The following is a 22,650-nucleotide window of genomic DNA, read 5'->3' on the forward strand; positions in this document are numbered from 1 at the left end:
GCGGCGGACGGCCGCGCGCCCCGCCACGCTTACTGCTTCATCCGGTAGCCGGTGCGGAACATCCAGCGCACGATCAGCATGCACACCACCAGGAACACCACGGTCATGCCCAGGCTGACGGATACGCTGACGTCCGAGATGCCGTAGAAGCTCCAGCGGAACCCGCTGACCAGGTAGACCACCGGGTTGAACAGCGTGACCGTGCGCCAGAACGGCGGCAGCATGTCGATGGAATAGAACGTGCCGCCCAGGAAGGTCAGCGGCGTGATGACCATCAGCGGAATGATCTGCAGCTTCTCGAAGCCGTCGGCCCAGATGCCGATGATGAAGCCGAACAGGCTGAAGGTAACCGAGGTCAACACCAGGAACAGGATCATCACGAACGGATGCGCGATGCCGAAGCTGACGAACAGCCGCGCGGTCGCCAGCATGATGAGGCCCAGGATGATGGACTTGCTGGCGGCCGCGCCGACATAGCCCATCACGATCTCGATGTACGACACCGGCGCCGAATGGATCTCGTAGATGGTGCCCGAGAAGCGCGGCATGTAGATGCCGAACGAGGCGTTGGCCGTGCTTTGCGTCAGCAGCGCCAGCATGATCATGCCGGGCACGATGAAGGCGCCGTAGCTGACGCCGCCGATTTCTACCATGTGCGAGCCGATGGCCGAGCCGAACACCACGAAATAGAGCGCCGTCGAGATGACAGGCGACGCCACGCTCTGCGCCAGCGTGCGCCAGGCGCGGGCCATCTCGAACAGATAGATTGCGCGTATGCCGTACCAGTTCATGATTCCTTGCTCACCAGGCTGACGAAAATCTCTTCCAGCGAGCTTTCCGAGGATTTGAGGTCGTTGAAGACGATGCCGGCGTCGTCCACGCGCCGCAGCAGGGCCGCGATGCCGCCCCCGCCTTCCTGCTGGTCGTTATAGGTGTAGACCAGTTGCCGGCCGTCGGCAGAGAGCTCCAGCGGTTCGCCCTGCAGCGAGTCGGGCAGCGCCGCCAGCGGCTCGGCCAGCGACAGCGCCAACTGCTTGCGGCCCAGCTTGTGCATGAGCGTGCGCGTTTCCTCGACCAGGATGATCTCGCCGCGACGGATCACGCCCACGCGGTCGGCCATCTCCTGCGCCTCTTCGATGTAGTGCGTGGTCAGGATGATGGTGACGCCGTTCTCGCGCAGGCGCCGCACCATTTCCCACATGCCGCGCCGCAGTTCGACGTCCACGCCCGCGGTGGGTTCGTCCAGGAACAGGATGCGCGGCTCGTGCGACAGCGCCTTGGCGATCAGCACGCGCCGCTTCATGCCGCCCGACAGCGCCATGATGCGCGTGTCCTTCTTCTCCCACAGCGACAGGTCGCGCAGCACCTTCTCGATGTGCGCGGGATTGGGCGGCATGCCGAACAGGCCGCGGCTGAACGTCACCGTGTTCCACACGGTTTCGAACGCGTCGGTGGTCAGCTCCTGCGGCACCAGGCCGATGGCCTTGCGCGCCTCGCGGTAATTGGCGCCGATGTCGTGGCCGTCGGCCAGCACGGTGCCCTGGCTGGCGTTGACGATGCCGCAGATGATGCTGATCAGCGTGGTCTTGCCCGCCCCGTTGGGGCCCAGCAGGGCGAAGATCTCGCCGCGCCGGATGTCTAGATTGATGTTCTTGAGGGCCTGGTGTCCTGACTTGTATTGCTTGGACAGGCCCTGCACGGATATGACTGGCTGCACGCACACCTCGGGATAGCGGCGGACCGGGCACGCGTGGGGCGCCCACAGCCCGCGGGTGGACTTTCTTGCGGGATTCTACTTTGCATGCGTGGCAGGATTGGTTCCCGTGGCGAACAAGTCTGTTTCACGCAGGTCAAGAGCGCTCAGCCAGGCATCAGCGCGAAAATGCGGCCATCCTGCACGAGACACCGCGCCGTCGATGGCCAGATGGCCGGCGGGCCCGTCCGGCGCGCATGGCCCGGCATCCAATGAGAAAGGCGCGCCACGGCCAAAGCCGGGGCGCGCCCCAGGGGCGTCGTCCCGCGAGCCCATTCGCCGGGCTCGCGTGGACGGCAGACATCAGGCCAGGGTCAGCGTGACGTCGATGTTGCCGCGCGTGGCGTTCGAGTACGGGCACACGATGTGGGCACGGTCGACCAGCGTCTGGGCCGCTTCGCGGTCCATGCCCGGCAGCGAGATCTTCAGCTCGACTTCGATGCCGAAGCCGGTGGGGATGGGACCGATGCCGACGGAGCCCTGCACCGACACGTCGGACGGGATGGCGATCTTGTCGCGGGCGGCCACGAACTTCATGGCGCCCAGGAAGCAGGCCGAGTAGCCGGCGGCGAACAGTTGCTCGGGGTTCGTGCCGTCACCGCCAGCGCCGCCCAGCTCGCGCGGGGTGGTCAGCTTGACGTCCAGCACGTTATCGGACGAGGTGGCGCGGCCATCACGGCCACCGGTGGCTTGGGCTTGGGCACGGTACAGAACTTTTTCGACGGACATGGTGAGACTCCTGAAAGTAGAGGGACTGGCGTAGAGGGTCTTGCGGTGAAGTCCCGAGGCGGATGTGCCGTACTGGGACGGGTTTCGGTTAAAAATCGTTAGCTATTAAATCGTGCGCTATTTAGTTAGTCAAGCCATTGATGCTGAATCTGTCCTGCGTCTTACTCGTGCGCCGCCAGGTGGCCGCGCAAGGTTTCCAGCTCTTGCTTCAGCCGTTGCAGGTCGTCCGGCGTGCAGGCCATGGCGCAGACCAATTCCTGCGGCACCGCCAGCGCCTGCCGCTGCAGTTCGCGGCCCTGCTCCGTCAGGCTGATGATGACCTGGCGCTCGTCGTGCTCGGCCCGCATCCGGGTGACCAGGCCCGCCGATTCCAGCCGCTTCAGCAGCGGCGTGAGCGTGGCGGAATCCAGGTACAACCGCTTGCCGATATCGGACAGCGTCAGTTGGTCTTGTTCCCACAACACCATCATCACCAGGTACTGCGGGTACGTCAGCCCCAACCCGGCCAGCAGCTTGCGGTAGACCTTGTGCAGCGCCAGCGTGGTGGAATGCAGCGCGAAGCACAACTGGTTGTCCAGCAGCAGCGAGGGGGAGAGCGTGGCTTGCGTGTTCATGATGGGATCCATATTAGATCGTGTGCGATTAAATCGCAAGATATTTTTATTGCCGATGCTGAAAACAGCACTGTCCTCCAGACGCGACACCCCTTTTGCCCCAACATACCGCTATCTTTCCGATCATAAATTCTCCTTTACAGATTCTGTTTTACGGAATATTCTGTGATTGTCTCGTTCAATTGTCTCGACACCGAAACGCTCTTCCTTGGTTTTGCCGTGCCCCGCTTCGCCAACATCGAACGGGTCGCCCGCCGAAAGCTGTTGATGTTGCACGCCGCGAACTGGCTCGCTACTTTGCTCGTTCCGCCAGGCAACCGCCTCGAAGCCCTGAAAGGCAATCGCGCGGGCCAGCACAGCATTCGCATCAACGCGCAATGGCGTGTGTGCTTCATCTGGCGCATGGACGGCGCGCACGATGTCGAAATTGTGGACTATCACTAGGATCCCCCTCATGACCGGCCCCCTCCCCACCCCGGCCCTTCTGCCCGACATCCACCCCGGCGAAGTCCTGCTGGAAGAATTCATGAAACCGCTGGGCATCACCGCGCGCCGCCTGGCGGCGGACATCGACGTGCCGCCCAGCCGCATCAGCGAACTGGTCAACGGCAAACGGCCCGTCACCGCCGACACCGCCGTGCGCCTGGGCGCGTTCTTCGGCATGGAGGCCCGTTTCTGGCTGCACCTGCAGATCGACTTCGACCTGCGCCAGGCCAACCTGGCCTTGAAAGACGTGCTGCTCACCCGCATCCGCAAGCTCGACACGCCCACCGGCACGCCCCCGACCCCCCAATAAAAAACGGCGCCCCATCGGGCGCCGAAAGAAAGACGGCAAACGGGCTCGCCGCCCTCCACTGCTCTGTCAGATCATCAGGCCACGCGCATCGCCGGCGCGTCGTCGTGATGGAACTGGGCCTCTTCGGTCGAGCCGGTCAGCGCGGTGGTCGACGAGCGGCCGCCCTCGATGGTCTGCGTCACCGCATCGAAATAGCCCGTGCCGACCTCGCGCTGGTGCTTGACCGCGGTGAAGCCGCGCTCGGCCGCCGCGAACTCCTTCTGCTGCAGCTCGACGAAGGCGCTCATCTGGCGGCGGGCATAGCCGTGGGCCAGGTCGAACATGCCGTAGTTCAGCGAGTGAAAGCCGGCCAGCGTGATGAACTGGAACTTGTAGCCCATGGCGCCCAGCTCGCGCTGGAACTTGGCAATGGTGGCGTCGTCCAGGTTCTTCTTCCAGTTGAACGACGGCGAGCAGTTGTAGGCCAGCAGCTTGCCCGGGAAGCGCTTGTGCAGGGCTTCCGCGAACTTGCGCGCGTATTCCAGGTTGGGCGTCGAGGTCTCGCACCACACCAGGTCGGCGTACTCGGCGTAGGCCAGGCCACGCGAGATGGCCTGGTCGATGCCGGCGCGCGTGCGGAAGAAGCCTTCCACCGTGCGCTCACCCGTGATGAACTGGCGGTCGTTCTCGTCCACGTCGCTGGTGACCAGGTCGGCGGCGTCGGCGTCCGTGCGCGCCAGCAGCAGTGTCGGGGCGCCCATGACGTCGGAGGCCAGGCGCGCGGCGATCAGCTTGGCAACGGCTTCGCGGGTGGGAACCAGCACCTTGCCGCCCATGTGGCCGCACTTCTTCACCGAAGCCAACTGGTCCTCGAAGTGCACGCCGGCCGCGCCGGCCTCGATCATGCCCTTCATCAACTCGTAGGCGTTCAACACGCCGCCGAAACCGGCTTCCGCGTCGGCCACGATGGGCGCGAAGAAATCGATGTAGCCCTCGTCGCCCGGATTGACGCCTTCCATCCACTGGATCTGGTCGCAGCGGGTCAGCGAGGCGTTGATGCGGCGCACGACCTGCGGCACCGAGTTGGCGGGATACAGCGACTGGTCGGGGTACATCTCGCCGGCCAGGTTGGCGTCTCCAGCGACCTGCCAGCCGGACAGGTAGATGGCCTTCAGGCCAGCCTTGACCTGCTGCATGGCCTGGTTGCCCGTGAGCGCGCCCAGCGAATTGACGAAGGGCTCTGCATGCAGCAGTTCCCACAGGCGGCAGGCGCCGCGGCGGGCCAGCGTGTGCTCGACGGCCAGCGAGCCGCGCAGCCGCACCACTTCGGCGGCGTCGTAGCCGCGCTTGATGCCTTCCCAGCGCGGATTCTGCGCCCAGTCTTGTTCCAGCTTGCGGATCTCGGTATCGCGTTGGTTCATGATGACTCCTCGATTTGGACAGGTAGGGAACTGCGGGAGATACAGCAGCGCAAAACGCGCGCCGTTGGGAAAAAGTCTATTCCTCGTGCTGCGCGGCAACGCAGGTTTATGTCTTATAGAAGACAAAATTTTTTAATCATTAAAATCAACACGTTGCCAATTAAATTTCTCAATGCGAAACGATGTTTCCCGGCATGAAATGCCCTGCCGCTGCAGTGCGGCATGCATTTCCGCATGCCGCGAACAGCGTTTCACAATACGAAATTTGCACGGTCGCGCAGGCCTACAATGGAGGCTCGTCATCCGCCTGCCTGAACCATGTCGCTGTCAGACGCCCCGCTGGGGCAAACCGTCTCTTATCCTTCCCGGTACGACCCCTCGGTCCTGTTCCCCATCGCCCGCGCGCAGAACCGCGCGTCGCTGCCACTGGCCGAGCCGCCAGCGTGGACGGGCGCCGACATCTGGACGGCCTACGAGTTGTCGTGGCTCACGCCCAAGGGCAAGCCGCGCGTGGCCATGGCCACGTTCACCGTGCCGGCCGACAGCCCCAATCTGATCGAATCCAAGTCGTTCAAGCTCTATCTGAATTCGTTCAACCAGACGCGTCTGGACAACGCCCAGGCCCTGCGCGACAGGCTCGAGCGCGACCTGAGCGCCGCCGCCGGCGCCCCCGTCACCCTGGAAATGATGTTGCCGCAGCACTTCGCCCGCCAGCAGATCGCCGAGTTGGACGGCATCGACCTGGACAAGCTGGACGTCGAGATCGATGCCTACCAGCCCGCGCCCGAACTGCTGCGCTGCCAGGACGGCCCCGTGGTCGAAGAAACCCTGTGCTCGCGCCTGCTGAAATCCAACTGCCCCGTCACCGGCCAACCCGACTGGGGCAGCGTGCAGATCCGCTACCGCGGCCGTCCCATCGACCGCGAGGCGCTGCTGAAGTACATCGTCTCCTTCCGCGAGCACGCGGGCTTTCACGAACACTGCGTGGAAACCATCTACGCCGACCTGATGCGCGCCTGCGCCCCGGAAGAACTGACCGTCTACGCCCGCTACACCCGCCGCGGCGGCCTGGACATCAACCCGTGGCGCAGCAACGCCGCCGCGCCCGTGATCGCGGAATCGCGCACGGCACGGCAGTAGTGATGGATATGGGGAAGACAGAGGCGTCGCGCCTCTGTCTGACTATTTGCACGGTATGGCGCTAGAAAGCGCGGCCGCCCGATTGAAGCGGCTGCTAGCCGCAGCCGTTCCGGAGAAGTCGCGCCCGCAGCGCGAAAGCGCGAGGACGGGACTTCGCAGGGACGGCTGCGGCGACCAGAAGAACTCCAACCAACCGCCCGCAACCGCCCCTTCCCGGCCAAAAGAAGATCCCGAATGGCGATCAAGCCGCCACAGGCCCCACCCGCCGCGCCTGCTGCGCAATCCACTGCGCCAGCAATGCCGCGATCACGAACGCCGCCCCCGCCCCGATCCACGGGCCATGCGACAACCCCGCATCCAGCAGCAACCCGAACACCAGCGGCCCCAACGCCGCCCCCGCGTCCATCCCCGAATACACCAGCCCGTACACCGACCCCGTGGCCCCGCGCGGCGTGACGCGCCGGATCAGCATGTCCCGGGACGGGGCGGCGACGCCCGAGCAGAACCCCGCCACCGCCACCATCGGCGCGGCGATCAGCGGCGGCAGCCACCCCATGGCCAGCACCACCAGCGTCACCCCCGCGCAGATCAGCGCCAGCATGACCGTGCGCTCGGTGCGCGGCGTGGCCGACACCAGGAAACCGCCCGCCGCCATGCCCACCGCCGACGCCACCATATAGCCCGACAACGCCGAACTGGCCGCCAGTTCCGACAAGCCATACAGATGATCCAGCAGCGGAATCGTGTAGTTCTGCACCGACGACAGCGCGATCGACGAGAACGCGAAGAACAGGAAGGCGCCCCACAACGCCGGCCGCGCCAGCAGGGCCAGCAGCGTCTGCCATGCGCTTTCCTGAGGACGGGAAGCCGCCTGCTGCGTGCCGCGCGCGGCGCTTTCGGCCTCTCGCCTGCCCGCCGGATCGCCCAGCAGATTGCGGCCCAGGATGGTCAGCCCCAGCACCACGGCCACCAGCGCCGCCGCGCTGAAGGCGGCCACGCGCCAGCCGGCCAGGGCGGAAATCGTGCCGATGAACACTGGCGTCAGCGCCCAGCCCAGGTTGCCCGTCAGGCCGTGGGTGCTGAAGGCATGGCCCAGGCGCGCCGGGCTGATGCGGTGGTTCATGATGGAGTAGTCGGCCGGATGGAACACCGAATTGCCCACCCCACCCACGACGGCGGCCAGCACCAGCATGGCGTAGCCGGTGGCCGATCCGATCAGGATGCCCGACAGCACGAAGCACGCCAGGCCGAACCACAGCACCGGGCGCGCCCCGATGCGGTCGACCACGAAGCCGGACGAGGCCTGCCCCAGGCCGGACACCACATAGAACGTCGACACCAGCAGGCCCAACTCGGCGAAATCCAGCTTGAACTCGCGCCCCAGCGCCACGTACAGCGACGGCAGCACCAGCTGGAAGAAATGGGAACTGGCGTGCGCCACGCCGATCAGCATGATGATCTGCCAATCGCGGCGGCGCAGGAAAGGAGTGTCGAGCAAGGCGGGATCTGCAGCGGTGGTCATGTGTACTTGCGGCCAATGGCCGCCCTGGTGACGCGCGTGGACGCGTCGGGGGTTGTCTCCGGGACGGCGGCCGCGAGCCCCTCCGTCATGTTTCGCCCGTGCTGGCGTCTGATGCGCCGCGTCGGGTTCTATAGGTGCCTGAAATTGATTACGCGGCCCTGAAGGCCGCGTAACGGATTCTACTCCTGCGCTTTCCTGCTACTGCGCTTTCTCGCGGATGGCCGGCCAGGCCCGCTGCAGGTAATACAGCATGGACCAGACCGTCAGCACCGCGGCCACCATGATCAGCCAGAAGCCCAGCCAGCGCAGGTCGACGCCGTAGAGCGGACGCGCGTACAGCAGGCAGGGAATGGCGATCATCTGCGCGGCGGTCTTGAACTTGCCCAGGCGGTGCACGGCCACGCTGGCGCTGGCGCCGATCTTGGCCATCCACTCGCGCAGCGCCGAGATGGTGATCTCGCGGCCGATGATGATGAGCGCGATGAAGGCGTCGACACGGTTCAGGTCCAGCAGCACCAGCAGCGCGGCGCAGACCATCAGCTTGTCGGCCACCGGGTCCAGGAAGGCGCCGAACGCCGAGGTCTGGTTCCAGCGGCGCGCCAGCCAGCCGTCGAACCAGTCGGTCAGGGCGGCGATGATGAACGCCCAGGCCGCCAGCGTATCGCGCGTCTCGATGGCCATCCAGCTTTCGGGGATGTAGAACAACCCCACCACCAGCGGGATCAAGGCGATGCGCAGCCAGGTCAGGATGATCGGTACATTTATAGGCATAGTGTTCGTATGCTACCTCAGGGCGATGGCGGCCAGGACGCGGAATGGGGCTGGCGGTGCACAATATCGCGCGGGATGGCTCAACCGTGCAGCGCGTCGTAGATGCGTTCGGCCAGTTCGTCCGAGATGCCATCCACCGACGCCAGGTCGGACACACTGGCGGACGTCACCCCCGACAGCCCGCCGAATCTTGCCAGCAGCCGCTGGCGGCGCCGCGCGCCCACGCCCTCGATCTCTTCCAGGCGCGACACGTTGCGGGCGCGGGCGCGCTTGGCGCGCATGCCGGTGATGGCGAAGCGGTGCGCCTCGTCGCGCACCTGGGCGATCAGCATCAGCGCGGCGGACTCCTTGCCCAGCGCCACCGGCAGCCGATCGTCGGCGAACACCAGCGTCTCCAGGCCAACCTTGCGGCCCTCGCCCTTGGCCACGCCCACCAGCGCCTGGATGTCCAGGCCCAGCTCGACGAAAACCTGGCGCGCCACCTCGACCTGCCCCTTGCCGCCGTCGATCAGCACCAGGCCCGGCATGACCGCCTCGCCGTCGGCGACCTTGCCGAAGCGGCGCGTCAGCACCTGGCGCATGGCGGCGTAGTCGTCGCCCGGCGTGATGCCCACGATGTTGTAGCGGCGGTACAGCGAAGGCTGCATGTCGTGGTGCTCGTACACCACACAGGACGCCTGCGTGGCCTCGCCGGCGGTGTGGCTGATGTCGAAGCACTCGATGCGCAGCGCATCCAGTGCGGTCTCGTCGGTATCCAGGTCCAGCGCCTCGGCCAGCGCCAGCGTGCGCGAGGCGCGCGCGCCCGATTCGGTCAGGGCGCGGGCCAGGGCCATTTCGGCATTTTTCTGGGCCTGCTCCAGCCACGAGCGGCGCAGGCCCTGCGGGCGCGTCAGCACGCGCGGCGGACGCGCCTGGCTTTGTTCGGCCAGCAGGACCGTCAGGTCGGTGTCGGGCAGCGCATGGGAGCACACCAGCACCGGCGGCATCGCCCCTTCCACGTAGTGCTGGGCCACGAAGGCCTCCAGCACGTCGGCCGCGGCCTCGCCTTCGGCATGGGTGGGAAAGAACGGCTTGTCGCCCAGGTGGCGGCCGCCCCGCACCATGGCCAGATTCACGCAGACTTTGCCACCCGCGATAGCCACGGCGATGACGTCGGTGTCCTCTTCCCCGCTGGTGCTTTCCATGGTCTGCTGATGCAGCACCCGCGCCAGCGTGCCCATCTGGTCGCGCAGCGCCGCGGCCTCCTCGAAGCGCAGGTCCATGGATGCCTCCAGCATGCGCGCCTCGATCTCGCCCAGCACCTCCTGCGCCGACCCATTCATGAAGCGCGCGGCGCGCCGCACGTCGCCGTCATAGGCCTCGGGCGTGATGGCGTCCACACAGGGCGCCGTGCAGCGGCCGATCTGGTGCAGCAGACAGGGGCGGGAACGATTGGCGAAGACCGTGTCCTCGCAGGTGCGCAGGCGGAACACCTTCTGCAGGATCTGGATGGTCTCGCGCACCGCCCAGGCGTTGGGAAACGGGCCGAAGAACTGGCCGGCGCGGCTGGTCGAGCCCCGGTAATACGCGATACGGGGGAACTTGTGCGCCGTGATCAGCAGGTACGGGTACGACTTGTCGTCGCGGAACAGGATGTTGTAGCGCGGACGCAGGCGCTTGATCAGGTTGTTTTCCAGCAGCAGCGCCTCGGCCTCGGAGCGCGTGACCGTGACTTCCACGCGCGCCACCTTGGCCACCATCTGCGCGATGCGCGGGCTGGACAGCGTCTTCTGGAAATACGACGAGACGCGCTTCTTCAGGTCGCGCGCCTTGCCGACATACATCACCTCGCCCGCGGCATCCAGGTGCCGGTACACGCCCGGCAGGTGCGGCAGGTCAGACAGGAACGATTTGAGATTGAATTCGTCGGGCATGCTGATAACGGCTGTCTGCCTGCAGGGTATCCCAGTTCAGGGCGCGGCGGCTGGGCGCCAGGCGGCGGATGCGGGCCACCGATTCGGCGCTGGGCGTGAATTCCAGGCGGGCCAGCAGATCGTCGGCCATGTCGGGGCGGTTGCACACCAGCACCATGTCGCAGCCCGCGACCAGGGCGGCCTGGGCGCGGCCCAGGATGTCGCCGGCCACCGTGGCGCCTTCCATGGTCAGGTCGTCGGAGAACACGACGCCCTCGTAATCCAGCCTGCCGCGCAGGATCTCCTGGATCCAGCGGCGCGAGAAACCGGCCGGTTGCGAATCGACCTTGGGATAGATGACGTGCGCCGGCATCACGGCCGGCAGCACGTGCTCGCCCAGCCAGCCGTAGGGCGCGGCATCGTCGGTCATGATGCGTTCGAGCGTGCGCGGGTCCACGGGGATCTCGTGGTGCGAATCCGCGCCCACGCAGCCGTGGCCCGGGAAATGCTTGCCGCAGGCGCCCATGCCGGCCGAGGCCAGGCCCTGCGACAGCGCGCGCGCCAGCATGGCGACCACGCGGGCGTCGCGGTGGAAGGCGCGCGTGCCGATCACCTTGCTGACGCCGTAGTCCAGGTCGAGCACGGGCGCAAAGGTGAAATCGACGCCGCAGGCCCGCAATTCGGCGGCCAGCACATGGCCCGCGGCGGTGGCCATGCGCATGGCGCCCAGCGGGTCCTGGTCCCACACGCGGCCCAGCGCCTGCATGGGCGGCAGCACGGTGAAGCCGTCGTCGCGGAAACGCTGCACGCGGCCGCCCTCGTGGTCCACCGAGATCAGCAACGGCTCTTCGCGCGCTTCGTGGATCTTGCGGGTCAGTTCGCACAGTTGCTCGCGGTTCTCGAAGTTGCGCGCGAACAGGATGACGCCGCCCACCAGAGGATGGCGCAGGCGGCGCTTCTCTTCCTTGGTCAGCCGCGTGCCGGCCACGTCGACCACGACGGGACCGGGCGGCAGGACATGCTTGGATTTACGACGTGCCATGGGCGGCTCCTTGTTGTAGGGCGGCGAGTGCGGCGGCCAGCCCGGCCGCGATCGCGGCGGGACGATGCTCGACCACCACGTAGGCGGCGGCCATGTCGGATTCGTCGGTCAGCGAGACGTGCGCGGCGCCGTAGCGCTCGGCGTACCAGACCCGCAGTTCGGGCGACAGCACCAATACGGGACGGCCGCCCGGCGCGTTCAGCGCCTGCACGCGCGTCCAGGTCATGGGCATGCGCATGCCCAGTCCGATCGCCTTGGAAAAGGCCTCCTTGGCGGCGAAGCGCGTCGCCAGGAAGCGGATGCCGCGCGCCGGATCGCGTTGCCGGCGAGCGTGGAATTTCTGCAGTTCCTCGGCGCCCAGGATCTTCCGGGCGAAACGGTCGCCATGCCGCGCCAGCGCCCGCTCGATGCGGTCGACACGGATCAGGTCCATGCCGATGCCGGCGATGCTGGCGGGGGCGGGAGGAATCGGGGCGGTCGAGTCGTCGGACATGGGAATCGCTGGAAACAGGGACGCATGAAACGAATGCGCGCATGGCGCTGCGGCACGCTCATGGACGAATGATACGCGAGGCTCCGGATCGATCGCGCAGCGGGCTGGCAAGGCCTTGCCCTGCTGCTCTCGGGCGGCGCACGGCGGCCCGCGTCATCCGTCGTCCGGGTGTGTCTACGGCCTGGGCGCCAGCATCACGTCCGATGCCCGCACCCAGCCCGTCACCGGCTTGTTGCCGCCCACGAACTGCACCTGCAGCCAGTCGCCCTGCCGCTGCAATACGGCGAACGCATCGAATTTCACCAGATAGGGTTTGCTGCGCTGGGCGTCGCGCTGCGGCCCCTTCTGCAGCACCGTCTTCTTCGCCGACACCACCCCCGCGCCGATCCATGCCGGCTGCCTGTCGTCGAGGTCCAGCACATAGGGTTCGCTGACCATGTCGCCCGAGGTCATCAGGCAACCGTCGCCGTTCTCGTCCAGTTGCAGCGCCACGGCGTCGCCCTGCGAGGTGAGTTTGCCCTCGATGCTCTCGCCCGGCGCGGCCTGGCGCACCGCGATGTCGGCGTTGCCGTCCTGCAGCCTGCCCTCGAACAGGAAGGTGCACGAGAACGACGGGCCGCCCTGCCCGCCCCGCGCCTCGGAGAAAACGCCGCTGACCACGCCGTCATGCACCGCCAGCAGCAGCGGACCATAGCGTCCGGCGACGGGGGCAGCGGCGTGGGCGGAAGCCGCCAGGGCGGTCAGGCAGACGAGTACCGCAAGGGCACGCATTGCAAGCGCTCCAGGAAAGGACGAAGGGCGGCCGCTTGCACGCCGCCCGGAAAATTCAAGTGGCCAGATGGCGGTTCATCGCCAGATAGGCATCGCGCGACGGCGCCAGGTGGTCGCGGCACAGGCGGATCAAGTCATCCCGCCGGCCCGTTTTCAGCGCCTCGATCATCGCCCAGTGTTCTTGCCGCGCGCGTTCGCGGTAGCGCGCATCGGCCAGCGAACTGAAGCGGATGGCATGCGTCTGGCGCGCGTATTCGACGATGGCCTTGGCCAGCACGGCGTTCTCGCAATGCGAGAACAGCGCCTGGTGAAAACGCACGTTGCTGCGGAACACCGCGCGCGGATCCAGCCCCGCCACGGCCGCGTCGTGCTCGCGCTGGATGGCGATCAGTTCCTGCAGGGCGGCCTGTGGCAACGGACAAGTCAGATGACGGGCCGCCTCGGTTTCCAGCAATTCGCGCATCTGGTAGAGGTCGGCCACCTCGCGCGGCGAGAAGGCGCGCACTTCGCACCCGATGTTCTTGCGCCGCTCGACCAGGCCCAGCAGCGCCAGTTCGCCCAGCACAGTGCGGGCGACGTGGCGCTTCAGGTTGAAGCGCCGCATCAGGTCGTCCTCGATCAGGCGTTCGCGCGGATGCAGGCGGCCCAGGACGATGTCTTCTTCGAGCGCGCGGACGACCGCCGTCAGGTCGATGGCGGACAGTTCGCTGGAAGCGTCGGCAACGGTGGTGGCGGTGCGGGGCATGGCGGATCGGTTCGGCGAACGGCCAGCAGAGGATCAGACGCGGCCCCGCTGGCCGCGCTGCGCTTGCAGGCGCGCCTGCACCATCAGCGCCTTCATGTCGCGCACGGCCTTTTCCCAACCGTCGAACACGGCCTGCGCCACGATGGCGTGGCCGATGTTCAGTTCGGCGATGCCGTCGATGGCGGCCATGGCCGACACGTTGCCGTAGTGCAGTCCGTGACCGGCATTGACGCGCAGCCCGGCGCGCAGGCCGTGGGCCACGGCGGCGCGCACGCGGGCAAGCTCGGCCTGCTCCTGCTCGGGACGGGTGGCTTCGGCATAGGCGCCGGTATGCAGTTCGATCACCGGCGCGCCGGCGCGCACGGCGGCGTCGATCTGGGCGGGTTCGGGATCGATGAACAACGACACGCGGATGCCGGCCTCGGCCAGTTGCGCCACGGCATCGGACACCGCCTCGAAACCGCCCACCACGTCCAGGCCGCCTTCGGTGGTCAGTTCGGTGCGCTTCTCGGGCACCAGGCAGACGTCGCTGGGCCGGACGGCGCAGGCGATGTCCAGCATCTCGCGCGTGACGGCGCATTCCAGGTTCATGCGCGTACGCAGCAGCGGCCGGATGGCGTGCACGTCGGCGTCCTGGATGTGGCGCCGGTCTTCGCGCAGATGCAGGGTGATGAGGTCGGCGCCCGCATCCTCGGCCCGCAGCGCCGCCTGTACCGGATCGGGGTAAGGCGTGTGGCGCTGCTGGCGCAGGGTGGCTACATGATCGATGTTGACGCCGAGTTCTATCATTGTTGCTGAGATGCCGTTTGCGGCGCGGGCTGCGCGGCTACGGTCGTTTCATTCCAGCCGCCGCCCAGCGCCTTGTACAGCTCGACGCGGTTGACCAGGGAATTGAGCCCGGTCTGCACCAGCGAGAGCTGCGCGTTGAAGAAATCCACCTGCGCGGTCTGCACCTGCAGGAAGCTGTCGATGCCGCCACGATAGCGCATGTCCGACAGTTCCAGCGTACGCGCCGACGACACCTGAAGGGCACGTTGGGCGTCGAGCTGGGCATTGTAGGTGGCTTCTCCGGCCAGCGCGTCGGCGACCTCGCGGAATGCCTGCTGGATCGTCTGCTCGTATTGCGACACGGCGATATTATCGCGTGCGCGGGCCAGGTTCAGGCCCTCGCGAATGCTGCCGCCCGCGAACAGCGGCGTCTGGATCGACGGCGAGAAGCTCCAGAAGCCCTGCCCGCCCTTGAACAGGTCGCCCAGCGACGAACTGGTGGAGCCCAGCAGGCCGGTCAGCGAGATGGTCGGGAAGAATGCCGCGCGCGCCGCGCCGATGTTGGCGTTGGCGGCCTTCAACTGGTTCTCGGCGGCCAGGATGTCCGGGCGGCGTTCGAGCAGGTCGGACGGCAGGCCGGACGGCACGGACGCCACCAGTTGGTCGCGGCCGAACTCGAGCGGCGCCGGCAGGTCGGCGGGCAGGCCGGGCAGGCCCGTCAGCACCACCAGGGCATTCTGCGCCTGGGCACGGGCGCGCGCCAGTTGCGCCAGGTCGGCCGATGCCGTGTCCAGCAGCGACTTGGACTGGTTCAGGTCGAGTTCGGAAGCCACGCCGCCGTCGAAGCGCGTCTTCACCAGGTCATAGGATTGCTGGCGCGAGGCCAGCGTCTTCTGGGTCAGGTCGAGCTGGACTTCGGCGGCGCGCAGGTTGAAGTAGGCCTCGGCCACCGCCCCAACCAGGGTGATGTGCACGCTGCGCTGCGACTGCTCGGTCGACAGGTACTGCTGGTAGGCGGCCTCGGACAGATTGCGCAGGCGGCCGAACAGGTCGATCTCGAACGACGTCAGGCCCAGGCCGGCCTGCCATTGGCTGGAGATGGCGGGCGAATCCGGCCCGCCTTGCCGCATGTTGGCCGGCAGGCGCTGGCGCGTGCCTTGCACGCCGGCGCCGATGCTGGGCCACTGCGAGGCGCGCTGCACGCCATATTGCGCGCGCGCCTCTTCGACGCGCAGCACCGCCACGCGCAGGTCGCGGCTGTTGGCCAGCGACAGTTCGATCAGCTTCTGCAGGCGCGGATCGCGGAAGAATTCGCGCCAGCCGATATCGGCGGCGGCGTAGGCGCCGGCCGGCGCCACCGCCGCAGCCGGCTGGCTGTTGACGGCAGACTTCGTCTGGGAATCGCCGAACTGCACCTTGGGCTGGTCGGGGTACGTGGCCTGCACGGGCGCGCCGGGACGCTTGTAGTCGGGCGCCAGCGAGCAGCCCGCCAGCGCGGCGACCAGAACAGTCGCCAGCACGCCGCGCGCGGACATCGCCAGTTGGGGCCGGGTCATGGAACGGGCCATCATTACTTGTTCTCCTGGCCGCCTTGCGGATTGCGCGGCGCTTGGGGATCGGTCGCCTGGCCGGCGGCCTGTTGTTCTTCGGCGCGCTTGGCAGCCTGCTCGGCTTCGAATGCCTTCGCTTCGGCGCCCAAGAGGCGCGGCTTGGACTTGAACAGGCCCAGCACCACCACGAAGAACGTCGGCACGAACATCACGGCGAACGGGGTGGCGGCCAGCATGCCGCCCAGCACGCCGAAGCCCACCGCGCGCTGGCTGGCGGCGCCGGCGCCACTGGCCATGGCCAGCGGCACCACGCCCAGGATGAACGCCAGCGAGGTCATCAAGATCGGACGGAAGCGCAGGCGCGCCGCCTCGACCGCGGACTCGTACAGCCCCATGCCGCGGGCGTACTGGTCCTTGGCGAATTCCACGATCAGGATGGCGTTCTTGGCCGCCAGGCCGATCACGGTGACCATGCCCACCTGGAAGTACACGTCGTTGGACATGCCCAGGGCCGACACCAGCCCCACGGCGCCCAGCATGCCCAGGGGCACCACCAGCATCACCGACAGCGGGATGGCCCAGCTTTCGTACAGCGCGGCCAACACCAGGAACACCACCAGCAGCGCCAGCGCCATCAGGATGGGCGCCTGGCTGCCGGCCTGCATTTCCTGATAGGACAGGCCGCTCCATTCGTAGCCGAAGCCCGGGGGCAGCTCGCCCATCAGGCGCTGCATCTCGGCCATGGCCTCGCCCGAGGTGTAGCCGGGCGCGGCATCGCCGCCGATACGGATCGACTCGTAGCTGTTGTAGCGCACCACCTGCACCGGACCCTGGATCCACTTGGCCGTGACGAAGGACGACAGGGGCACCATGCCGCCGCTGCTGTTGCGCGCGTTCAGGCGCAGCACGTCCTCGACCTGCATGCGGTACTTCTGCTCGGCCTGCACCCACACGTTCTGCATGCGCCCCTGGTTGGGGAACTTGTTGATGTAGGAGGAGCCCACGGCGGTCGACAGCAGGTTGGCGGCTTCCGCGAAGTCGACGCCCAGCGCCGCCGCCTTCTGGCGGTCGATGTCCAGGCTGAGCTGCGCGCCCGGTCCCAGGCCGGTGATGCGCACCTGGGCCAGCTTGGGACTCTGCATCGCGGCGCCCATCAGTTGCGCGGTGGCCGCGGCCAGCGCGTCGGTGCCGGCGTTGGCGCGGTCTTGCAGGCGGAAGTCGAAACCGCTGGCATTGCCCAGCTCGGAAATGGCCGGCGGCACCACGGTGAAGACCATGGCATCGTGGATGCCCATCAGCAGGTTGCCGATGGCGCCGCCCGCGATGGCGCCCGCGCCGTTTTCCTCGCCTTTGCGCTGGTCGAAGTCCTTCAGCGTGGTGAAGGCGATGGCGGCGTTCAGGCCGCTGCCGTTGAAGCTGAAGCCCTGCACCGTGATGATGTTCTCGACCGCGGGAATCTTGCGGAAATAGGCTTCCACCTGCTCGATGACTTCGATGGTGCGGTTGGCCGAGGCGCCCGCGGGCAGCTCGATATTGCTGATCACGTAGCCCTGGTCTTCCTCGGGCAGGAACGACGACGGCATGCGCAGGTACAGCCAGCCCAGCGCGACCACCAGCACGGCGAACACCAGCATCATGCGGCCGCCCTTGTGCAGGGTGCGCGACACCCAGTTCTGGTAACTGTGGGTGGTGGCGTCGAACTTGCGGTTGAACCAGCCGAAGAAGCCGCGCTTCTGGTGATGCTGGCCCTTGGGGATGGGCTTCAGGATGGTGGCGCACAGCGCCGGCGTGAAGCTCAGGGCCAGGAAAGCCGAGAAGAAGATCGACACGGCCATGGCGACCGAGAACTGGCGGTAGATGACGCCCACCGACCCGCTCATGAAGGCCAGCGGCAGGAACACCGCGATCAGCACCAGCGTGATGCCCACGATGGCGCCGCTGATCTGCGGCATGGCCTTCTTCGTGGCCTCCTTGGGCGGCAGGCCCTCTTCGACCATGATGCGCTCGACGTTCTCGACCACCACGATGGCGTCGTCCACCAGGATCCCGATGGCCAGCACCATGGCGAACATGGTCAGTACGTTGATGGAGAACCCGAGCGCCAGCATCACCGCGAACGCGCCCAGCATCGCCACCGGCACCACCAGGGCGGGAATCAGCGTGTAGCGCACGTTCTGCAGGAACAGGAACATCACCAGGAACACCAGCACCATGGCTTCGCCCAAGGTGTGCAGCACCTGCGTGATGGAGACCTTCACGTACGGCGCGGTGTCGTAGGGAACGTCGAACTTGATGTTGGCCGGGAAGAACTTGGACAGTTCGTCCATCTGTTTCCTCACGCCCTCGGCCGTGGCCAGGGCGTTGGCGCCCGGCGCCAGCACGATGGCGAAGGCCGCCGTGGGCTTGCCGTTCAGGCGCGCGCCGAACTGGTAGTTGTCGGCGCCCACCTCGACCCGCGCGACGTCGCGCAGCAGCACGCGAGAGCCGTCGGCATTGGCGCGCAGCAGGATGTTGCCGAACCCCTCGACCGTGGACAACTGGCCGTTGGCGATGACGGTCGCCGTGGCGCGCTGGCTGTCGGGGTTGGGCGGCTGGCCGATGGTGCCGCCCGAGATCAGCACGTTCTGGTTGGAGATCGCCTGGTTGACCTCGGCGATGCTCATGTTGAAGCCCACCAGCTTGTTCGGGTCGACCCAGACGCGCATGGCGCGCGGGGCGGCGAACAGCTGGAAACGGCCCACGCCGGCCACGCGCGATACCGGGTTCTGGATGTTGCGCTTGACGTAGTCGGCCAGCGCTGTCTGGTCCATCGTGCCATCGGTCGATGACAGCGTGACGATCATCAGGAAGCCGGCGCTGGTCTTCTCATAGCGCAGGCCCTGTTGCACCACCGCCTGCGGCAATTGCGCCGAGACGTTGGACACGCGGTTCTGCACGTCGACCTGCGCCAGGTCGGGATCGGTGCCCGGCGCGAAGGTGACGGTGATCTGGGCCTGGCCATACGCATCGCTGACCGATTCGTAGTACAGCAGGCCCTTGGCGCCGTTCAGCTCGTCCTCGATGATGCTGGTGACGGACTGGGACACCTCTTTGGCCGAGGCGCCGGGGTAAGTCGCGGTGATCTGGATGGCAGGCGGCGCGACGTCCGGATACTGCGAGATCGGCATGTTGTTGACCGCCAGGATCCCCACCAGAAGGATGAAGAAGGAAACCACCCAGGCGAAGATCGGTCGGTCGATGAAAAATTGCGGCATGTCGGCTGACTCGTAAAGCGCTGCTCACGGACGGGGAACGCGGCGCGTCATGCGCCGCGTGCCGCTCATTTCTGGCCTTGCTGGCCCTGTTGCTGGCCCTGCGGGGCCTGGCCTTGCTGCTGGCCCTGGCCTTGCGCGGCCGGTGGCTGGCCGGGCTGCCCCGCGCCGGGCTGCCCCGCGCCACCGCCTTTCTTCCAGGGCGTGGCCTGCACGGGCGCACCCGGGCGGATCTTCTGGAAGCCCTCGACGATGACGACGTCACCCGCCTTCAGGCCATCGGTGATGACCCATTCGTTGTCCACCACGTTGCCGGTGGACACGGATATCTGGGCGGCCTTGTTGTCGCGCACCACCATCAGGCTCTGCTTGCCGTCGGGCGTGCGTTGCAGGGCCTGCTGCGGCACGCGCAGGGCATTCTCGTCCACGCCCTGCTCGACGCGCACGCGCACGTACATGCCGGGCAGCAGTTCGTTGCCCGGATTGGGCACTTCGGCGCGCAGCGTGACCTGGCTGGTCGACGGGTCGACCGTGATGCCGGTGAACAGCAGCTTGGCGGGTTGTTCGTACGGCGTGCCGTCTTCCAGCAGCACCGTGACACGGGCGCCATCGCCCACCTTCTGCAGCTTGCCCGAGGCCAGCGCGCGGCGCAGGTCGGCCAGTTCGGAGGTGGACTGCGTCAGGTCGACGTAGACCGGGTCGAGCTGCTGCACCAGCGCCATCTGCGTGGCCGAGCCGGACTCGACCAGCGCGCCCTCGGTGACCAGCGGACGGCCGATGCGGCCGTCGATGGGCGAGGTGACATCGGTGTAGTCCAGATTGATGCGCGCCGAGGTCTGCGTGGCGCGGGCGGCGGCCACGGCGGCCTCGGCCTGGCGGAACGCGGCCACGGCGTTGTCGTACTCCTGCTTGCTGACCGCATTGGCCTTGACCAGCGGCGCATAGCGCTCCGCCAGCACCTTCGCGCTGTACAGGTCGGCCTGCGCCTGCTTCAGCTGCGCGGCGGCCTGATCGTACGAGGCTTGATAAGGTGCGGGATCGATCTTGAAGAGCTTCTGGCCTTTCTTGACGTCGCCACCCTGCTCGAAGGCGATCTTCTCGACGATGCCGGTGACGCGCGCGCGGATTTCCGCATCCCGCACCGCGTCGACACGGCCCGGCAGTTCGGAGACGATGGGCGTGCGTTGCGGCTGGACGGTGACGACGCTGACCTGCGGCATCATGCCGCCGGGGCCGCCGCCCTCTTCCTTCTTGCCGCAGGCAGCCAGGCTGAGCGCCAGGACGGTGGCCGCGCTGATGACGGAAAATCGCTCGTAGGAAAGACGCATGGAGTCCTCATGCTTGAAAAAGCGTGTTCTGCATGGGCGATGCCGGCCGGCTGGCCAGTGCCCGGACGTGCTGAAAGGCCGCTACTGTAGCGGAAGTTTTTTAGCTTTTATTAAGAGCGGGCCCGATCCGACGAAACGCGGGTCTTTTGCGACGTGCCGCTCCCCTACCGGCGCTCACTTTACCGCGAATCAGGGGCGCTGCGGTGCACGTCGTGGGTGATGAAACTCTGATCCACCGAGGGCTTGTCCAGCACCCGCGGCTGGGCCAGGGTACGGCGGATATCGGCCAGGCCGAACTGCCAGTGCTCGCGCATGGCCTCGGTGCTGAACTCGTAATCCTTGGACTCGCGCTCGTAGTGCTTGGCCTGGTAGATCAGGTTCACCACATTGACCAGCGGGGTGCAGGCCTGGGCGCGCAGGTCGGCCAGGTCCGGGCTGTTGCGCTGGCCCGCGGGCAGGCGTTCCAGCAGGGTCTGCAGGCCGCGGCGCAACTGGAGTATCTTACGGTAATTGTCCGTAACCAGGCGCGTGCGGCTGGAATACTGGATGTCCTTCTGCCGCTGCGCCACTTCGTCCATGCTGGTCGGCAGTTCGCCGCGTGCCGGCCACAGGTCGACCTGGAAAGCCAGCGTGTCGGGCATGGGATGCACGCGCAGCACTTCGGCCAGCGGCGTGTTCGAGACGATGCCGCCGTCCCAGTACGACTGGCCGTCGACCTCGACGGCGGGAAAGCCCGGCGGCAGCGCACCCGAGGCCATGACGTGCTCGGGGCCCAACGGTTGGCGCGTACTGTCGAAATACGCAAAGTTGCCGGTACGCACGTTGACGGCGCCGAAGCTGGCGCGCACCGTGCCGCGGTTCAACAGCTCGAAGTCGACGTATTCGCGCAGCGTGGCCGCCAGGGGCGAGGTGTCGTAGAAACTGGTGGAGGCCGCGCCCGAATCGCGCAGCAGGTAGGGCGACGGCACGCGCGGCGTGAAGAAGCCGGGCTGGCCTTGCGTCAGCGCCCGGAAGGCGGCCAGTTGGCCTGTGACCACCGGCGAACCGAAACCGAACGGCATGCCGTCGAACATGCCCGCCAGCGTCTCGCCCCACGGCAGTCCGGCAAAGCCCGTGGGACGGCAGATGGCCTCCCAGAAGCCGCGCAGGCGCGCCACCCGCTCCTCTTCGGGCGAGCCCGCGATGATGGCCGCGTTGATCGATCCGATGGAAATGCCCGACACCCAGTTGGGCCGGATGCCTGCTTCGTGCAGGCCTTCGTAGACGCCCGCCTGGTAGGCGCCCAGCGCGCCGCCGCCTTGCAGCACCAGGGCGACGGTTTCGTAGTTCGGCAGTCTGGAGGGTTGTTTGCGTGATGCCATTCACTGCACCGGCAGTTGCGGCGCCGACACCCCGGCGCGGAAGGGATAACGGGCGTAGATGCGCGCCACGGCCTGGCCGACCTGCTCGGGCGACGGGGCCAATGCCGTATCGCCCACCAGCCCGACGCTGACGCCTTCCCACACCAGTTGCTTGCGGCGCGCGTCGACCACGTCGATGTTCAGGGTGCCTTCGGCATACTGCAGGTCGGGCCCGCCGAAGGGATGGCCGGGCCAGCCCGAGTAGAAGCCGGTGCGGTAGCCCCAGACCGGCAACGGCGCGCCGGCTCCGCCGGGCGCGCCCACGGATTTCTCTTCGACCTTGGCGCTGAAGTTGACCAGGAGGTCGGGGTCTTGCTCGGTGTAGGCATAGCCGCGCATTTCCATCTGGCCGCGCGCGGCGGCCTTCAGGCGGTCGGCCAGTTGCGTGCGGTAGCCCGGTTGGCCGGCATCGGCGTTCGCCGTGAAGCCGAAGGTGCGATAGCGCCCGAAATCGGCGTTGCGATCGTAATCGCTGCGGATGGACGGCCCCGAGGCGCAGGCGGCCAACAGGCCGCAGGCCCCGGCCAGCGCCAAGATGCGCGGCAAGGAAATCATCGGTGGTCAGCTCCTGGAAGCAGCGCGGTCATGATGCCGCGAAGCCTGCCGGGACGCAACCGGGGCGTCTTCGATAATGGACAGGGCACCCTGCCCGCCGCGAAATGGCGGACAGGATGCCCCCGAACGC

At 67.2% G+C, this 22,650-nt stretch carries 21 protein-coding genes; 3 read left to right on the forward strand and 18 right to left on the reverse strand.

The features are described from left to right. Positions 1-29 precede the first annotated feature (29 nt). The 4 genes from A7W11_RS24910 to A7W11_RS24925 form a co-directional block, all read right to left on the reverse strand. Positions 30-791: an ABC transporter permease gene (locus A7W11_RS24910; protein WP_066420487.1), complete on the reverse strand. Its 762-nt coding sequence runs from the start codon at positions 789-791 to the stop codon at positions 30-32. Continuing rightward, positions 788-1,717: an ABC transporter ATP-binding protein gene (locus A7W11_RS24915; RefSeq protein ID WP_066420489.1), complete on the reverse strand. Its 930-nt coding sequence runs from the start codon at positions 1,715-1,717 to the stop codon at positions 788-790. Before A7W11_RS24915 ends, A7W11_RS24910 begins: the two co-directional genes overlap by 4 nt. A gap of 339 nt (positions 1,718-2,056) precedes the next feature. Then, positions 2,057-2,482 (reverse strand): organic hydroperoxide resistance protein, encoded by a 426-nt coding sequence (locus tag A7W11_RS24920; protein WP_066420491.1) that lies wholly within the window; start codon positions 2,480-2,482, stop codon positions 2,057-2,059. Positions 2,483-2,643: 161 nt separating this feature from the next. Next, positions 2,644-3,096: a MarR family winged helix-turn-helix transcriptional regulator gene (locus A7W11_RS24925; RefSeq protein ID WP_156523225.1), complete on the reverse strand. Its 453-nt coding sequence runs from the start codon at positions 3,094-3,096 to the stop codon at positions 2,644-2,646. Positions 3,097-3,261: 165 nt separating this feature from the next. Here A7W11_RS24925 and A7W11_RS24930 point away from each other — a divergent pair, with 165 nt between their 5' ends. Both A7W11_RS24930 and A7W11_RS24935 read left to right on the forward strand, forming a co-directional pair. After that, the gene (locus A7W11_RS24930) at positions 3,262-3,540 is read left to right on the forward strand and encodes a type II toxin-antitoxin system RelE/ParE family toxin (RefSeq protein WP_066420494.1); all 279 of its coding nucleotides are present in this window, start codon (positions 3,262-3,264) and stop codon (positions 3,538-3,540) included. 10 nt (positions 3,541-3,550) lie between these two features. Then, the gene (locus tag A7W11_RS24935; protein WP_066420495.1) at positions 3,551-3,892 is read left to right on the forward strand and encodes a HigA family addiction module antitoxin; all 342 of its coding nucleotides are present in this window, start codon (positions 3,551-3,553) and stop codon (positions 3,890-3,892) included. A gap of 74 nt (positions 3,893-3,966) precedes the next feature. Here A7W11_RS24935 and aceA read toward each other — a convergent pair whose 3' ends face one another. Then, the gene (gene aceA, locus A7W11_RS24940; protein WP_066420497.1) at positions 3,967-5,292 is read right to left on the reverse strand and encodes an isocitrate lyase; all 1,326 of its coding nucleotides are present in this window, start codon (positions 5,290-5,292) and stop codon (positions 3,967-3,969) included. A gap of 318 nt (positions 5,293-5,610) precedes the next feature. On the opposite strand from aceA, the gene queF reads away from it, so the two are divergent. Beyond that, positions 5,611-6,432, forward strand: coding sequence for an NADPH-dependent 7-cyano-7-deazaguanine reductase QueF (gene queF, locus A7W11_RS24945; protein ID WP_066420500.1), 822 nt, complete (start codon positions 5,611-5,613; stop codon positions 6,430-6,432). 241 nt (positions 6,433-6,673) lie between these two features. Here queF and A7W11_RS24950 read toward each other — a convergent pair whose 3' ends face one another. From A7W11_RS24950 to A7W11_RS25010, 13 genes are all read right to left on the reverse strand, one after another. Further along, positions 6,674-7,954 (reverse strand): MFS transporter, encoded by a 1,281-nt coding sequence (locus A7W11_RS24950; RefSeq protein ID WP_066420502.1) that lies wholly within the window; start codon positions 7,952-7,954, stop codon positions 6,674-6,676. A gap of 198 nt (positions 7,955-8,152) precedes the next feature. Beyond that, positions 8,153-8,725 (reverse strand): CDP-diacylglycerol--glycerol-3-phosphate 3-phosphatidyltransferase, encoded by a 573-nt coding sequence (pgsA, locus tag A7W11_RS24955; RefSeq protein WP_066420503.1) that lies wholly within the window; start codon positions 8,723-8,725, stop codon positions 8,153-8,155. Positions 8,726-8,805: 80 nt separating this feature from the next. Beyond that, positions 8,806-10,638 carry an excinuclease ABC subunit UvrC gene (gene uvrC, locus A7W11_RS24960; RefSeq protein ID WP_066420507.1) on the reverse strand — a complete coding sequence of 611 codons (1,833 nt, stop codon included), beginning with the start codon at positions 10,636-10,638 and terminating at the stop codon, positions 8,806-8,808. Then, the gene (gene nagZ / locus A7W11_RS24965; RefSeq protein ID WP_066420515.1) at positions 10,601-11,659 is read right to left on the reverse strand and encodes a beta-N-acetylhexosaminidase; all 1,059 of its coding nucleotides are present in this window, start codon (positions 11,657-11,659) and stop codon (positions 10,601-10,603) included. Before nagZ ends, uvrC begins: the two co-directional genes overlap by 38 nt. Beyond that, positions 11,646-12,152, reverse strand: coding sequence for a holo-ACP synthase (acpS, locus tag A7W11_RS24970; protein ID WP_082887473.1), 507 nt, complete (start codon positions 12,150-12,152; stop codon positions 11,646-11,648). The genes nagZ and acpS overlap by 14 nt, the downstream gene beginning before the upstream one ends. A gap of 174 nt (positions 12,153-12,326) precedes the next feature. Beyond that, on the reverse strand, positions 12,327-12,923 hold the full coding sequence (locus A7W11_RS24975; protein WP_066420519.1) for an SH3 domain-containing protein: 597 nt from the start codon (positions 12,921-12,923) through the stop codon (positions 12,327-12,329). A gap of 55 nt (positions 12,924-12,978) precedes the next feature. Beyond that, entirely contained in the window at positions 12,979-13,668 is a 690-nt protein-coding gene (locus tag A7W11_RS24980) for a GntR family transcriptional regulator (RefSeq protein ID WP_066420521.1), read from the reverse strand. 33 nt (positions 13,669-13,701) lie between these two features. Then, positions 13,702-14,457, reverse strand: a complete 756-nt coding sequence (gene pdxJ, locus A7W11_RS24985) for a pyridoxine 5'-phosphate synthase (protein WP_066420523.1) — start codon at positions 14,455-14,457, stop codon at positions 13,702-13,704. After that, positions 14,454-15,971 carry an efflux transporter outer membrane subunit gene (locus A7W11_RS24990; protein WP_156523260.1) on the reverse strand — a complete coding sequence of 506 codons (1,518 nt, stop codon included), beginning with the start codon at positions 15,969-15,971 and terminating at the stop codon, positions 14,454-14,456. Before A7W11_RS24990 ends, pdxJ begins: the two co-directional genes overlap by 4 nt. 35 nt (positions 15,972-16,006) lie before the next feature. Further along, the gene (locus A7W11_RS24995) at positions 16,007-19,240 is read right to left on the reverse strand and encodes an efflux RND transporter permease subunit (protein ID WP_066420525.1); all 3,234 of its coding nucleotides are present in this window, start codon (positions 19,238-19,240) and stop codon (positions 16,007-16,009) included. A 65-nt stretch (positions 19,241-19,305) separates the two neighbouring features. After that, complete coding sequence (locus tag A7W11_RS25000; RefSeq protein ID WP_066420527.1) at positions 19,306-20,565, reverse strand: efflux RND transporter periplasmic adaptor subunit; 1,260 nt, start codon at positions 20,563-20,565, stop codon at positions 19,306-19,308. Between the two features lie 179 nt (positions 20,566-20,744). Then, positions 20,745-21,926 carry a DUF3734 domain-containing protein gene (locus tag A7W11_RS25005; RefSeq protein WP_066420529.1) on the reverse strand — a complete coding sequence of 394 codons (1,182 nt, stop codon included), beginning with the start codon at positions 21,924-21,926 and terminating at the stop codon, positions 20,745-20,747. Continuing rightward, on the reverse strand, positions 21,927-22,517 hold the full coding sequence (locus tag A7W11_RS25010) for a DUF4136 domain-containing protein (protein WP_173678845.1): 591 nt from the start codon (positions 22,515-22,517) through the stop codon (positions 21,927-21,929). Positions 22,518-22,650 lie beyond the last annotated feature (133 nt).

Source organism: Bordetella ansorpii (genome assembly GCF_900078315.1).
Lineage (GTDB): Bacteria > Pseudomonadota > Gammaproteobacteria > Burkholderiales > Burkholderiaceae_B > Bordetella > Bordetella ansorpii.

Bases quoted from the DNA above. Each gene is read 5' to 3' on its own strand.
- A7W11_RS25000 (WP_066420527.1), bottom strand. From the start codon at position 20,565: ATGCGTCTTTCCTACGAGCGATTTTCCGTCATCAGCGCGGCCACCGTC.
- A7W11_RS24950 (WP_066420502.1), bottom strand. From the start codon at position 7,954: ATGACCACCGCTGCAGATCCCGCCTTGCTCGACACTCCTTTCCTGCGC.
- pdxJ (WP_066420523.1), bottom strand. From the start codon at position 14,457: ATGATAGAACTCGGCGTCAACATCGATCATGTAGCCACCCTGCGCCAG.
- A7W11_RS24910 (WP_066420487.1), bottom strand. From the start codon at position 791: ATGAACTGGTACGGCATACGCGCAATCTATCTGTTCGAGATGGCCCGC.
- A7W11_RS24980 (WP_066420521.1), bottom strand. From the start codon at position 13,668: ATGCCCCGCACCGCCACCACCGTTGCCGACGCTTCCAGCGAACTGTCC.
- pgsA (WP_066420503.1), bottom strand. From the start codon at position 8,725: ATGCCTATAAATGTACCGATCATCCTGACCTGGCTGCGCATCGCCTTG.
- aceA (WP_066420497.1), bottom strand. From the start codon at position 5,292: ATGAACCAACGCGATACCGAGATCCGCAAGCTGGAACAAGACTGGGCG.
- queF (WP_066420500.1), top strand. From the start codon at position 5,611: ATGTCGCTGTCAGACGCCCCGCTGGGGCAAACCGTCTCTTATCCTTCC.
- A7W11_RS24990 (WP_156523260.1), bottom strand. From the start codon at position 15,971: ATGTCCGCGCGCGGCGTGCTGGCGACTGTTCTGGTCGCCGCGCTGGCG.
- A7W11_RS24920 (WP_066420491.1), bottom strand. From the start codon at position 2,482: ATGTCCGTCGAAAAAGTTCTGTACCGTGCCCAAGCCCAAGCCACCGGT.
- uvrC (WP_066420507.1), bottom strand. From the start codon at position 10,638: ATGCCCGACGAATTCAATCTCAAATCGTTCCTGTCTGACCTGCCGCAC.
- acpS (WP_082887473.1), bottom strand. From the start codon at position 12,152: ATGTCCGACGACTCGACCGCCCCGATTCCTCCCGCCCCCGCCAGCATC.
- A7W11_RS24995 (WP_066420525.1), bottom strand. From the start codon at position 19,240: ATGCCGCAATTTTTCATCGACCGACCGATCTTCGCCTGGGTGGTTTCC.
- A7W11_RS24925 (WP_156523225.1), bottom strand. From the start codon at position 3,096: ATGAACACGCAAGCCACGCTCTCCCCCTCGCTGCTGCTGGACAACCAG.
- A7W11_RS25005 (WP_066420529.1), bottom strand. From the start codon at position 21,926: ATGGCATCACGCAAACAACCCTCCAGACTGCCGAACTACGAAACCGTC.
- A7W11_RS24975 (WP_066420519.1), bottom strand. From the start codon at position 12,923: ATGCGTGCCCTTGCGGTACTCGTCTGCCTGACCGCCCTGGCGGCTTCC.
- A7W11_RS24935 (WP_066420495.1), top strand. From the start codon at position 3,551: ATGACCGGCCCCCTCCCCACCCCGGCCCTTCTGCCCGACATCCACCCC.
- nagZ (WP_066420515.1), bottom strand. From the start codon at position 11,659: ATGGCACGTCGTAAATCCAAGCATGTCCTGCCGCCCGGTCCCGTCGTG.